General features: G+C 58.0%; 10 protein-coding genes. 6 read left to right on the forward strand and 4 right to left on the reverse strand.

Annotation, left to right across the window (positions count from 1 at the left end; translation table 11 throughout):
- The first annotated feature begins 2 nt into the window (after nt 1–2).
- Nucleotides 3–803 (forward strand): transglutaminase family protein, encoded by an 801-nt coding sequence (locus MWU39_RS10960; protein ID WP_247160031.1) that lies wholly within the window; start codon nt 3–5, stop codon nt 801–803.
- On the opposite strand, the gene MWU39_RS10965 is transcribed toward MWU39_RS10960, so the two are convergent.
- Complete coding sequence (locus MWU39_RS10965; RefSeq protein ID WP_247160032.1) at nt 800–1,819, reverse strand: LacI family DNA-binding transcriptional regulator; 1,020 nt, start codon at nt 1,817–1,819, stop codon at nt 800–802. The genes MWU39_RS10960 and MWU39_RS10965 overlap by 4 nt on opposite strands.
- A gap of 244 nt (nt 1,820–2,063) precedes the next feature.
- Between MWU39_RS10965 and zwf the strand changes: the two genes are divergently transcribed.
- The 5 genes from zwf to MWU39_RS10990 all read left to right on the forward strand — a co-directional run bounded on the left by zwf (nt 2,064) and on the right by MWU39_RS10990 (nt 10,171).
- On the forward strand, nt 2,064–3,527 hold the full coding sequence (gene zwf / locus MWU39_RS10970) for a glucose-6-phosphate dehydrogenase (protein WP_247160034.1): 1,464 nt from the start codon (nt 2,064–2,066) through the stop codon (nt 3,525–3,527).
- Complete coding sequence (gene edd, locus MWU39_RS10975; RefSeq protein WP_247160035.1) at nt 3,520–5,325, forward strand: phosphogluconate dehydratase; 1,806 nt, start codon at nt 3,520–3,522, stop codon at nt 5,323–5,325. The genes zwf and edd overlap by 8 nt, the downstream gene beginning before the upstream one ends.
- Nucleotide 5,326: 1 nt before the next feature.
- The gene (locus MWU39_RS10980; RefSeq protein ID WP_247160037.1) at nt 5,327–6,322 is read left to right on the forward strand and encodes a glucokinase; all 996 of its coding nucleotides are present in this window, start codon (nt 5,327–5,329) and stop codon (nt 6,320–6,322) included.
- Entirely contained in the window at nt 6,319–9,108 is a 2,790-nt protein-coding gene (locus tag MWU39_RS10985) for a phosphoenolpyruvate carboxylase (RefSeq protein ID WP_247160038.1), read from the forward strand. The genes MWU39_RS10980 and MWU39_RS10985 overlap by 4 nt, the downstream gene beginning before the upstream one ends.
- A 133-nt stretch (nt 9,109–9,241) precedes the next feature.
- Nucleotides 9,242–10,171: a L,D-transpeptidase family protein gene (locus MWU39_RS10990; protein ID WP_247160039.1), complete on the forward strand. Its 930-nt coding sequence runs from the start codon at nt 9,242–9,244 to the stop codon at nt 10,169–10,171.
- 7 nt (nt 10,172–10,178) lie between these two features.
- Here the strand turns inward: MWU39_RS10990 and tilS are convergent, their stop codons facing one another.
- The 3 genes from tilS to MWU39_RS11005 form a co-directional block, all read right to left on the reverse strand.
- Nucleotides 10,179–11,150 (reverse strand): tRNA lysidine(34) synthetase TilS, encoded by a 972-nt coding sequence (gene tilS, locus MWU39_RS10995; protein WP_247160040.1) that lies wholly within the window; start codon nt 11,148–11,150, stop codon nt 10,179–10,181.
- 48 nt (nt 11,151–11,198) lie between these two features.
- Complete coding sequence (locus MWU39_RS11000; protein ID WP_247160042.1) at nt 11,199–12,176, reverse strand: hypothetical protein; 978 nt, start codon at nt 12,174–12,176, stop codon at nt 11,199–11,201.
- A 173-nt stretch (nt 12,177–12,349) separates the two neighbouring features.
- Entirely contained in the window at nt 12,350–13,207 is an 858-nt protein-coding gene (locus tag MWU39_RS11005) for a helix-turn-helix domain-containing protein (protein ID WP_247160044.1), read from the reverse strand.
- Nucleotides 13,208–13,216: the final 9 nt, after the last annotated feature.

A 13,216-nucleotide genomic window follows, 5' to 3' on the forward strand; every position in this document is an offset into this window, starting at 1 on the left:
AGATGCCGATTACCATCGATGCCTCGTTCGCTTTCGAAGTGGATTCTCCAACTGATGCACTGCTTCAATTCGAAGCTGTAGCGTCGGATGGACAAACAATTCTTGCTTCCAAGACACATCTGAATGGGGCCGAAACCTTCAATCGTGTGCCAGCACATGATGCCATCGGCGAACGCATATGGCTGCACGCCAATCGACGGATTGAAGTCACGTACTCTGCAGAAATCGAAATCTCGCGTGAGTTTGCGAACCTTGAGAAACTTTCGGCCCTCGCCCTGCATCAATTGCCCGGTGAAGCGGTGCAATACCTGCTCGAATCCCGTTACTGCGCAGCGGAGAAATTCCACGACTTCGCCGATAGAGAGTTTGCAGGCACTATGGGCGGCGCTCGGGTTTCAGCCATCCGCGACTGGATTGAACAACACCTGACCTATGCTCCCGGCGCAAGCGGCCCTTACACCGATGCTGGCGACACTTTCATCGCGCGTCAGGGGGTGTGCCGTGACTATGCTCACGTTCTTATCACCCTCGCCCGCGCGTCAGGCATTCCGGCGCGTTATGTCGCTTGCTACTCACCGGGTGTAAGCCCACCCGATTTCCACGCTGTTGCCGAGGTCTTTCTTGCTGATCCCGAACACGAAGAAGGCGGCAAATGGCATTTGGTTGACGGGACCGGCATGGCCAGCCCTCGCGACATTGTGAAGATCGGTGTGGGCCGCGATGCAGCGGACGTGAGCTTCCTGACAAGTTTCGGACCGAGCAGTTTTGAATATTCTTCGGTTCGAGTGGAAGAAACCGCTTAAGAACTGCCGCGAACAAGCAGTTTGACAGGGACCCGGCGCGTGCTTGGTTCTTCGCTGCCATCTGCGATTGCCTCGACCAGCAATCGTCCTGCCTGATCAAGGTCAGGCTCAATTGTGGTTAGCGGCGGCGTAGTCAGTTCGCTTGCGGGAATGCCATCGAACCCAACCAGCTTGATATCGTCTGGGACGCTGAGATCTGCGGATTGCAAAGCATCCATGACGCCGAATGCCAGCGCGTCGCAAACTGCGAATATCCCGTCAAATTCTTCGCCGCTTTCAAGCAAAGCCTCAGTCGCCATTCTTCCTTGCGCGCGCCTTGCGCCACCGGGCTCAATCGTTGCTAGACTGGCTGAGACACCAAGCTCTTTTGCCCGGGCGACGAATGCATCGACCCGCTCCGCAAATTGGCGCTGAGTGCTCGTATGAGAACCGACCACAACCAGTTGTTTGCAACCCCGCTCAATCAGATGTTCGGCCGCCAAACGCGCGCCCGCCTCATTGTCCGAAGACACCCAATCAAGATCACCCAGCGGCGATCCCCAATAGGCGACAGGCTGAGTGTTCTCCCCCACTTTGCGGAAATAATCCCAAGCCACGCGATTGGCGGTGGTTCCTATCACGATCATGCCTTCGGCTTGGCCGCGCTCGACATAGTGGCCGAACAAGCGATCTTCCTCCGCTTGGAGCGAGACGAGGACCTCTAATCCTCTTTCAGCTGCTGCGGCGCAGATACCACCTAGCAATGCATATGAGAACGGATTCACATCGCGCGCACCGCCACCGGGTTTGCAGATCACGACGGTTGAGATTGTGCCCGTATGCCCGCGGCGAAGCCGCGCTGCGCGTTCATCGACGAAATATCCGAGTTCTTGCGCCGCACCTAGGACCTTTTCGCGGGTAGCCTCACTGATCACAGCCGACCCCGACAGGGCACGGCTGACGGTCGACTGACTTACGCCAGCATGTTCAGCGACATCGAAACTGGTAACCCGCGCTGGTTTGCGGACATTTTCCATCAGGCGCCCCTCCAAAGGGCATTGCATAGCTATGCATATGGCTATGCCGAACAATCGCAGCGTATGCCAGCGTTCTCAATCGGGATGCACACACCTAATCGCTCGCGGGTACACCGGGCAGAACAAGCAAACGGTTATTGGCCCAATATTTGAATAGCTATGCAGCGCTATGGAGGTTGGCGGCACGGCGCGCTAAACCCTCAGGGCAAACTAGGCTACGGCCGTACCGAGGGATATCAGACACATGGAAGCACCGGCGATTTCTGCGGACCGACTGCTGCTGTTCGGGGCAACCGGAGACCTTGCTCGTCGCATGCTCTTGCCAAGTCTCTGCGCGCTTGATGCCGACGGGCTGTTGCCAGAGAATTTGCGTATTATTGGCACCGCCCGAAGCGATATCGACGATGGCGAATTTCGCAATATGGCGCGCGAAGCATTGGAGCAATTCTTACCAGCCGAACGCCGGGGCGGGATGGCACATTTCCTCAACCGGCTAAGCTATCAGGCACTCGATGCGACAACGCTCGATGGATTTGTGGAACTGGCCGAGAAAGTCGGGCCTTCCACAAGCGAAGATAGCGATGGCGGTCTGGCGATATTTCTTTCAACGGCACCAAGTCTGTTCGGCCCTACGATAGGCGGATTGGAGCATGCCGGACTGACCGGTGATCATGTGCGGATCGGCCTGGAAAAACCGCTTGGCACTGACCTCGAAAGCAGCTGCGCGATCAACGACGCCGTTGCCGAGGCATTTGCAGAAGACCGGATTTTCCGGATCGATCACTATCTTGGCAAAGAAACCGTCCAGAACCTGCTCGCGCTTCGCTTTGGCAATATCCTGTTCGAACCGATTTGGAATTCGAACTATATCGATCACGTCCAAATCACTGTCGGTGAAACGGTCGGTCTCGAATCCCGCGTCGGCTATTACGACGGCAGCGGCGCGATGCGCGATATGGTTCAGAACCACATGCTGCAATTGCTGGCGCTGGTTGCGATGGAGCCGCCGACAAGTTTCGATGCAACGGCCGTGCGCGACGAAAAGGTCAAAGCGCTCCGTGCACTGCGCAAAGTTGGCGCTGACGAGACAGTCACCGGTCAATACCGCAAAGGCGCGGTCGATGGGACAACCGTGCCCGGATATGACGAAGAGCTAGGGAAAGACAGCAACACCGAAACATTCGTCGCGATCAAGGCGCATGTCGACAATTGGCGCTGGAAAGGCGTTCCGTTTTATCTGCGCACGGGCAAACGCTTGCCAGAGCGCGTCACGGAAATCGTCGTCAAGTTTCGCAGCGTGCCGCATTCGATTTTCGAAGGCATGGGCGCAGGAATGCAACCCAATCAGCTGCTGATCGGGATTCAGCCGGAAGAGAACATCACGCTCTCGTTAATGGCCAAAGTGCCCGGCCTTGGCGTTGATGGTGTGAAACTGCGTCAGGTTCCGTTGGAAATCACGATGCCGGACGCTTTTGTAGGGCAGCACCGCAGGATTGCGTATGAGCGGCTATTGCTTGATCTGATCCAGGGTGATCAGACGCTTTTTGTACGCCGCGACGAAGTCGAGGCTCAGTGGCAGTGGATCGACGCAATTCGCGCAGTCTGGGAAGAGGCAGGCATCACGCCCAAAACCTACAGCGCGGGCACATGGGGGCCGAGCGCCGCCATAGCATTGACCGAACGCGACGGAGTAAGCTGGCATGACTAAGCTCAACGACACGATCCATCGCGTTACACAGCGCGTCATCGAGAATTCGCGCGGATCCCGCTCGGCCTATCTTGAGCTCATGCAGCGCGAGGCCGACCGAAAGCCCGAGCATAAGGATGTGGCCTGTTCAAACCTTGCCCATGCCTTTGCAGGCGCGCTGGAAGATCAGGACGCGATGAAGGCTGGTCGCGGGCCGAATATCGGTATCGTGACCGCCTACAACGATATGCTGTCTGCGCACCAACCCTATGGCCGCTATCCCGACCGCATGAAAATTTTCGCCCGTGAAGTCGGCGCGACGGCTCAGGTCGCAGGCGGAACGCCCGCGATGTGTGACGGCGTAACGCAGGGCGAAGATGGGATGGAACTGTCTCTGTTCAGCCGCGATGTTATCGCAATGTCGACGGGGATCGCGCTTTCGCACCAAATGTATGACGGCATTGCCGCACTGGGCATTTGCGACAAGATCGTTCCGGGATTGCTGATGGGGGCATTGCGGTTTGGGCATTTGCCAGCCGTCTTTGTGCCTTCTGGTCCCATGCCTTCGGGGATTTCGAACAAGCAGAAACAAGATACCCGCCAGAAATATGCCGCGGGTGAGATTGGCCGTGATGCTCTGCTTGAAAGCGAACTTGGTAGCTATCATTCGCCAGGCACCTGCACCTTTTACGGCACCGCCAATTCCAATCAGATGATGATGGAGATGATGGGTCTGCACATTCCGGGCAGCGCTTTCGTCCAACCCGGCACCAAGTTGCGTCAATCACTCGATCGCGCAGCGGTTCACCGTCTTGCCGAGCTGGCCGGAACGAGCGAGCGCACATTGGCGAAGGTTGTCGACGAGAAGGCGATAATCAACGCAGTGATCGGCCTGCTCGCTACTGGCGGATCGACCAATCACGCGATCCACATTCCGGCAATGGCCCGTGCGGCGGGTATCATCATCGATTGGAATGACTTAGCCGAACTCTCAAGCGTCGTGCCGTTGCTGGCCCGCGTCTATCCCAACGGATTGGGTGACGTGAACCATTTCCACGCTGCTGGTGGCATGGCCTATGTCACACGCACGCTGCTCGACGAAGGTCTTGCGCATAGTGATATCCTCACCGTCTGGGATGGAGGGATGGAAGCCTACACTGCGGAACCTGTGATGGAGGGCGATACGCTTGCATGGTCCCCCGTCAGCGAAAGTCGCGATGATGCGATGCTGCGCCCTGCCTCCAATCCATTCCTGCCCGATGGCGGGATGAAGCTCGTCACTGGCAATTTGGGCCGCGCCTGTTTCAAATCCTCGGCCGTCGCTCGCGAGCGCTTCACAGTCGAAGCGCCGTGCCGTGTGTTCGAAAATCAGGCTGATGTCGTGACTGCCTTTAAAGCGGGCGAACTCGACAAGGATGTTGTCGTCGTCGTCCGCTTCCAGGGACCGCGCGCCAATGGCATGCCGGAACTGCATTCGCTCACACCGTCGCTCGCTGTCCTTCAGGATCGCGGTCACTCCGTCGCTCTTGTCACCGATGGCCGGATGTCGGGAGCTTCTGGCAAAGTGCCAGCTGCGATCCATTGCACACCAGAGGCATTGGGCGGAGGCCCGCTCTCGCTGTTACAAGATGGGGACGTTATCCGGGTTTGCGCAGAAACCGGCGCGCTTTCAACGACCGCCGATTTATCGAGCCGTAGCCCCGCACCCGATCCGGTTTCCGAATGGGGCGTCGGGCGAGAAATGTACCGGATGCTGCAAACCCAAGCCGATGGCGCCGAAAAAGGCGCATCAGCCATGCTGGCCAGCGCAGGCCTTTAGGATGAGCGGAAGCAAAGACATTGTTGCGGTCGACATTGGCGGCACCCACGCCCGATTTGCGATTGCTACGATCAAAGCGGATGGCGAAATCTTACTGGGTGAACCGACGACCCTTCATACGGAGGATCACGCCAGCTTTCAGACCGCTTGGGAAGATTATCAAAATCGCATGGGCGGATCACTGCCAGATGCTTTGGCAATGGCGGTAGCCGGACCGATCAAACCCGATGTGATCCGTTTCACAAACAACCCGTGGATCATCCGGCCACCTTTGATTGAAAGCAAACTGGGCTGTTCAAAATACACGATCATCAATGATTTTGGCGCTGTTGCCCATGCAGCGGCCCGCGCGCCTTCCGATGAATTCATCCACCTTGCCGGGCCAGAGGGTGAACTGCCCGACACCGGAACGATCAGCGTGCTCGGCCCGGGCACCGGCTTGGGCGTAGCCTATTTCTACCGCCGGCCAGACGGCACCTACCGTGTGCAAGCGACCGAAGGCGGGCATGGCGATTTCGCTCCGGTTGACGCGATTGAGGATGCGATCCTCGCACGGCTACGCAAGCGACACACGCGTGTTTCGGATGAACGCGTTGTCTCTGGCCCTGCGATTGTAGATATCTATCAAGCATTGGCTGCGATGGAAGGCCGCGCGGTAAAAGACGCGACCGATATCGAGATCTGGACAGCGGGCACCGATGGTTCGGACAGCCTCGCTGCTGCTGCAGTGGACCGCTTTTGCCTCGCACTTGGGTCGGTCGCAGGCGATATAGCCCTTATACAAGGGGCGAAAGGTGTCGTGATTGCGGGCGGTCTTGGCTATCGCATTCGTGAGACTATCATCGCTTCCGGCTTTGCATCACGCTTCACCGCGAAAGGCCGCTTCGCCGGTCTGATGGCAACATTGCCGGTCAAACTGATTACGCATCCTCAGCCGGGCTTGCTCGGCGCGGCGGCTGCATTTGCACAAGAACACCTCGGAGAATCCCGCGCATGACTTTGCCGCTTAAATCCACCGCCGATCTCAGCGCGCGGCTTCAGGAACTTCACGCTCGCACACGCGAGACGCCATTGTTCAATCCAGTGTTTCAACTGGGATTGGACCTTTCACGCGCGCTGGAAGGTGGCTCGACCGATCTGGACGCGCTTGAAGCGTTAGTTGAAGAGCTGGAATGCGCCGGTCTGGAAGCGCGCGCTGGCCGTCTGCAAAGGCTCGTCGCTCCGGTTACACCGGAAGCCAATCAGACCGCGCTTGGATCGGCTTTGGCCTCCACGACAGATTTCGATGCGTTTCGTGCGCAATGGGAATCCCCGCGTCTGCATGCAGTCTTTACCGCGCACCCGACATTCCTGATGACGCCTGGCCAATCGGCTGCTGTGGCCGAAGCCGCGAGCACCGATGCGCCAATCACCCGCGCCGTATGTGCCGCCGATGCCGATCGTCCAGCGATCACGCTCGAATACGAGCACGGTGAAGTGACGAAAGCACTCGCCAATGCGCAGGATGCCCGCGCTCAAATCGTCAAAGACACGCTCACCCACGCTGCGAAGACTTGGCCAGACAAGTGGCTGGAGCTCGCTCCTCTGCCGTTCCGCTTTGCGAGCTGGGTTGGCTATGACATGGACGGGCGGACCGATATCAAATGGTACACCTCGATCCGTTTCCGTTTGAGCGAGAAGGCGCAGCGACTGCGCCGTTTTGCCGACGATCTGGAGGCAATCTCTGCCGACCACGAATTGATCGACCCCCTGCGGCTCGGTGCGGATCATGCCGCACGCAGTGCCGAGGATTTTGGCGAAGACTTGAGCGAGCCAGAGGCTCTGTCACAAGCCGCCAACCGACTGACTTACGATCATCCAGACAAGCTTACCTCGCTCGAAGCGATCATCGCGCAGCTTGAAGACGAGGCACGCAGCGCGACCGATGCAGACCAAGCAATCGCGCTCAAGGCGCTAGCGTCCTGCATGCGCGCCGATGGTCTTGGCATGGGGCATGTCCACTTCAGAGTGAACGCGAAACAGCTTCACAACGCCATCCGTAGCCATATGCACGAGACGCCCGAACTCGACCTCGCTAGCAAAGGTGCTGTGGCGACACTGCGCCGGATGCTGTCCGGGCAGAAGTCGATGCGGACCAACTTCGCCAGCCTCGCCATCGAAAGCTCAACAGCGACACGGCAGTTTCTGGCGATGGCGCAAATTCTCGAACATATCGACGCCGATACGCCCATCCGGATGCTTATCGCGGAATGCGAGCAGCCTTCGACGGTTCTCGCCGCACTGTATTTCGCCCGTGCATTTGGCATCGAAGACAAAGTCGACGTATCGCCTCTGTTCGAGACGGAAAGCGCGCTGGAGCATGGTGGCCGTTTCCTCGATTCCCTCTGCGCAGAAGAGCAGTACCGTGAATATGTCCGCCTTCGCGGGCGTGCCTGCATCCAGACCGGTTTCTCTGACGCTGGCCGATTTGTCGGGCAGATTCCAGCCAGCCTTGCCATTGAGCGTCTGCAGGGTCGCTTTGCCCAAGCGATGGCCAAAAATCAGCTTACCGATGTCGCGGCGTTAATCTTCAACACCCACGGCGAAAGCATGGGCCGCGGCGCGCATCCGGGCGGCTTTGACGAGCGTTTGACATGGCCGATGAGCGGCTGGGCGCGTCACCGCTTTGCCAGTTCCGGCATCGAGTTGGAGCCGGAAGTCAGCTTCCAAGGCGGGGACGGCTATATGTTCTTCTCCCGCCCCGAACTGGCTCTCGCCACTTTGTCGCGCATCATCTGCGCGCCGGTTAGCAATGCCGAGGCTGCCGAGGATCCGTTCTATTCGCGCACTGATATCAGCCTCGATTTCTACCGCGCGGTGCGCGCGCATCAGCGCCAGCACTTGCGCAGTTCGACCTATTCCCGTGCCGTAACCGCATTCGGGCTTGGTCTGCTGAACTCGACCGGAAGCCGCGTTTCACGCCGCCAGTCGGATATTTCAGCCGATCGCGATATGAACCTGCGCCAAATCCGCGCGATCCCGCATAATTCCGTTCTGCAACAGCTTGGCTATCCGGTGAATGTTATCTCCGGCATCGGCAGCGCGGCTGATGGCAACTATGAAGAACTTGCGAGCCTGATTGAAGCCAGCCCGCGCGGGCAGCAACTCATAAGCTTGGCTCGCGCTTCCAACGGTCTCGCCAGCATTAAGACCGTCGCTGCGTATGGCGAACTGTTCAATTCCGCCTATTGGGCGAGCCGTCCCTATCGCGGGACAGAACCGCATCTGTCTGGAGCCTGCGAAACGCTCGCGGAATTCTTGACCAAAGATGATCGCACGGGCGTTTATCGCCGTCTGGCATCACGCCTGCGGGTCGATGCGCTGAAGCTCTATCGTCTGTTTGACCTGTTGCCGGCTGAGAACCGCGATACGGGCCGCGAGAATACACGCCGCATGATCGGGGCCGCGCAAGCGGTGCGGCTAGCTTTGATGCAGCATATCTTCCTTAAAGCGGTTTCGGTGCCGGTTTTCAGCCGCGCCAACGACATTAGCCGCGAAGATGTGCTTGAGATGGTTTTGAGTTTGCGGATCGAAGATGCACTTGCACAAATGCGCCGCGCCTTTCCTACGCACTTCCCAGAAACAAGCGATTTCGCAATGGACGCGCCAGCCGATTATCCGGACTCGTCAAGCGAAGGCTACGCGCAAATCGGACGGGATTTCATCGATCCGATCGAGCGTGCATACTCGCTGATGCTGCGGCTTTCGATCAGCATCGCCAACCAGTTTGGCGCGCACGGATAGGATCCCGGCGCAAGATTAGCGAGCCACAACACAATTTTACGCGTTAACATTTGCCCCTGTCTCCCGTCCCTTCGCGAGACGGGGGCAGGTTAGTCACTGGCAGTTAACGCAAAAATCCGGCATAACGGTGGTCATGAAACAGATCGCTCTTCACGCCCGAATCACTGCCGCGCTGGCCCTCACCGCGCTTTCAGCTCAATCCGCGCTGGCCGACAATCAGGCTACGCCGGATGATGCTGCAGACGCTGCAGAACAGGTTGCACAAGAAGCTCAAAACGAGATTCGGCGTATTGATCCAACAACCGGCGGACAATCGCTGGTGGTCGATCCGAGCCTTCCTGCGCCCTATGGCGCAGATATTGCGGCGACTGAAGCGCCAGAACTGTCCGTATCCGAACTTCCAGAGCTGCCGCCAGCGGCAACGGTCGCGCCAGTTGCGACGGCTCCTGTAGCCGTTACACCTGCGATCAGCATGCCTGCACCGACAATCGCGACACCGACAGTTGCCTTGCCAAGTGCCGCTCCGCCTCGCGGACCAGCGGCACGAATGATTGCAGAGCCAATCGTTCAAACTGCGCCAGCTTATGACGCTGACGATCCCTTCGTCGTGAAAAGCATTCTGCCGATCGAAGGGACCATCCGTTACGGCGAATGGTACTGGGACGAAAGCAACGCACCCAAAACCGGCAAGTTGGTGATGACAGTCGATCTCGATGCGCGCGTCATCAGCGTATTCCGCGATGGCCACGAAATTGGCACTGCGGTGGCTCTGCTTGGTACGCAAAAGCACCCGACACCAATCGGTACGTTCCCAATCCTGACCAAGGAAAAGGATAACATTTCCGAGAAGTACAACAACGCCCCGATGCCATGGACGTTGCGGCTTACTTGGGATGGTATTGCAATCCACGGTTCGCCTGTCCTTAATGGCTATGCCAGCCACGGGTGCATCGGTGTGCCGGATCCATTCGCCGAGAAGCTGTTTGAAATCGCAAAGCGCGGCGACCGTGTAGTGATCACTCGCGGCTCGCTGATCGGGATAGGCGATAAAATTTCAGGTTGAGGCCGGATTAGGTCTTTCGAGGAGGCTCTTCGCTGAACCGCCACACGCGTAAGGTTACGCCAGTGTCGGCGATCTGTTCTGTCCCGGGAATTGCAAGCACTCCCGCGAGCGACGCGTTCTCGCCTTTCCAAAGACGATCAAAAGCGCGCGCGGCGTCGCTGCGGCTTGTCTCACGCCCAAGTTCCTCAATGATGGAGCGAATGGTCTCAATCGCGACCGCGCGCGGGACATTGGCATAATATAGAAAGCCGCGCCCTTGATCGTCGGAATCAGGAACCACGTGCGTTTCCCAATCTTCTGCCGCAAACCATTCAATCGCACGCCATGCATCCTCAAGATGCTCTGCACTGGCAGCAAGAGCATCGGGGTCAATCCATTCCTGTTCCGCAAGAAACCGTCGCACGCGCGCTCGGTCAAACTTTACATCGACGTTCGAGGGATCGCGAACCGGTTCAATTCGTGACGCGGAAACGACAGACTCGAGTTCGCGCTTACTCCATCTTAGCAACGGCCGGAACAACGTGCCTCCCCAACCTGGGATTTCTGCCGTTGAGCGAATGCCAGCGAGGCCAGGAACACCGCTTCCCCGGTTCAGCCGCATCAACAGCGTTTCCGCCTGGTCATCGCCATGATGTGCGGTAACCAGAACGCCCGCGCGCACTTCATCGTGCCATTGCCCAAGCGCGAGATACCGCGCATCGCGAGCGTTTGACTGAACATTGCCCTTTGGCACTTCGACCGTCAGCGTGGTGTGCGCGACGCCCAATTGCTTGCATATCTCGGCAACGAACGCCGCTTCTGCTGCGCTCTCCGGGCGGAGACCGTGATCAACCGTCGCCGCTTCGATTGCATCTGCTCCGCAGGCTTCGCGCGCCAGCAACAGCAGGGCAAGGCTATCCGGACCGCCCGAAACTGCGATGGCAAGCCGCGTATCGGCAAACCCGAAACGCTCCAGATCGGCGCGAAAACGCGCGATCAAATCAGCATGGATATCCGTATCAATCGTTGCCCCCTATCCGCTGGACAATCAGCTTTCGCAGGTGACTTTGCGGCGATTGGCCTCATAGCGATCCATCAAGCGGCCACTGGCCAGCGCTGGATAGGTTTCGCCAAATTCTGCCAATGCAATGCAGGCGCGGCGAGTATCTTCCATTGCGATCATGGATTCAGAAAGGAACAGCAAACTGTCCGCTGCACGAGGTGCGGTACGATCCGCCTGATAGTTACGCAGGAACCAGCGCGCTGCTTCTTCCGGCATTCCGTCATCTAGGAACGCCCGGCCAAGCAAGTTGCGGCCATAAGTGGCACGCCAGTGCGACGGATAGCTCTCGATAAAGCTCGATAGCTGCTGACGAGCTTCAGGAAAGAAGCCCGCATTCCAAAGGCGGAAGCCATAAGAATACTCATCATCTGCCGCGTCATCGGTTTGCGGCTTGGTGATTTCCTGAACAGCAGCCAGACGTTCGGCGCTTGGACCAGCTGTGGCCGTTGTCGCTTCTTCTTGGCCGCCTTGTGAGGATTCACCGCCAGTCATCGCTGAGAGGTTGCTATCCGTCACCGACGGTTGTTCGGGCTCGATAGTACCGGCGAGACCTGCTCCAGCAGCAGGCGATGCCTCCAGTAAAGCCAAACGGCTTTGGATTTGGGACACCGCATTTGAGTTCTCTTCCGTTACCGAAGTAAGGCGCTGCAATTGCAGTTCCATGGCGTCCAAACGGGCCAGAATATCGGTTACAGCAGTGGTCGAAGATGTTGTTCTGTTCGCTGGCTGCGTGGCCGATCCATCATTCGAGATTTGCGGTTCAAAAAACCGGCCATCGCCTCCCGGAAAAACGTTGCGTTGAAGCGCGCGGATCTCTGCTTCCATCTTGCGCAACCGGGCCTCGGGGTTGGCGTCCTGCGCCATCGACGGGACAGGCGATGTTGCCACAGTCGCCGCGATTGCAAGAGCACCTGCCAAGCGGATAGTAGTTGAAGAAAACGGTGATCGAAGAGCGAATTTCATTGGTCTCAGGCTCCGTTTTAAGTGCGCGCTCATGCCGAAAGGCCACCGCGCATTTTCGCATCAATTGTACATGCCGTTTACCGTGGCATATGATGCATGAACGACACCCGAATCTGTGCCGCCTGACAGGCGACAAGTCGAGCGTGAACAGCACTAAATCGGTGGGAAAGGGTTCAGTTTACGGCCGATTCGGTGGGATCTGCTCTCGCCAACAACGCCGTAGCCGATATGGGCTCATCGCCGATTGCTATGGGTTCTTCGGCCAATTTGGGCACTTCACGCCCGCCGATTGTAATGACCAACGCGTCTGGTCTTCCCGTGTTGATACGGGGTTCGGCGACATTTGCCGGCAAATCGAATGAATCGCCCGCGCTCATAAGACCTTCGAAAATAGGTTCGCGTGTTTGCTCGTAATCGGCGTCATAAAAGCGGACCCAAAGTTCATCCATGGCAGTGAATACAACTTGACCCGAAGCGTCAGGAGCACTCGCTGCGGCGCTCTGTTCGGCGGCATTCTCGCCAGAGAGAGCTTCGCCGGTCTGGGAATCATCCGCAGAGCCTTCCGCGATAAGAGGCTCTAGGCCGTCACCAGCCCCGAAATAGGTGCTGTAGAAGAAGTAAATTCCAACCGCGAGGATGAGAGCCGCGAGCGCACCGAACCAAGCAAGACCAGCCGATGGGAGTTTACCTGGATCGCCGGGTTCCATGCCCCCCGCAAGGGCAGACTGCCGACTATAACCGCCCGCCAAATCTTCTCGCACGGCATCGGCGATCTCTGATTCGTTTAAGCCAACCACCCGCGCATACGATCGGGCAAATCCTATCGCATAGGTGCGCGATGGCAGTTTATCGAAGGTGCTGTTCTCGATAGTCTCAAGATGACGGAGTGGAATGCGAGTTTCAGCCGCAACATGCGACAACTCCAACCCCTTTTCCTCACGCGCGGTGCGCAGACGGTCGCCCGCAGTCCGTGCTTCTGCAACAGGTTCTTCGGTCAGCTCTTCGCTGCTATTATCTTGCTCGCTATCCATGACCCGTTC

It is taken from the genome of Erythrobacter sp. F6033 (assembly GCF_023016005.1).
GTDB lineage: Bacteria > Pseudomonadota > Alphaproteobacteria > Sphingomonadales > Sphingomonadaceae > Erythrobacter.

Bases quoted from the DNA above. Each gene is read 5' to 3' on its own strand.
- MWU39_RS10980 (WP_247160037.1), top strand. From the start codon at position 5,327: ATGAGCGGAAGCAAAGACATTGTTGCGGTCGACATTGGCGGCACCCAC.
- MWU39_RS10985 (WP_247160038.1), top strand. From the start codon at position 6,319: ATGACTTTGCCGCTTAAATCCACCGCCGATCTCAGCGCGCGGCTTCAG.
- edd (WP_247160035.1), top strand. From the start codon at position 3,520: ATGACTAAGCTCAACGACACGATCCATCGCGTTACACAGCGCGTCATC.
- MWU39_RS11005 (WP_247160044.1), bottom strand. From the start codon at position 13,207: ATGGATAGCGAGCAAGATAATAGCAGCGAAGAGCTGACCGAAGAACCT.
- MWU39_RS10960 (WP_247160031.1), top strand. From the start codon at position 3: ATGCCGATTACCATCGATGCCTCGTTCGCTTTCGAAGTGGATTCTCCA.
- MWU39_RS10965 (WP_247160032.1), bottom strand. From the start codon at position 1,819: ATGGAAAATGTCCGCAAACCAGCGCGGGTTACCAGTTTCGATGTCGCT.
- MWU39_RS11000 (WP_247160042.1), bottom strand. From the start codon at position 12,176: ATGAAATTCGCTCTTCGATCACCGTTTTCTTCAACTACTATCCGCTTG.
- zwf (WP_247160034.1), top strand. From the start codon at position 2,064: ATGGAAGCACCGGCGATTTCTGCGGACCGACTGCTGCTGTTCGGGGCA.
- MWU39_RS10990 (WP_247160039.1), top strand. From the start codon at position 9,242: ATGAAACAGATCGCTCTTCACGCCCGAATCACTGCCGCGCTGGCCCTC.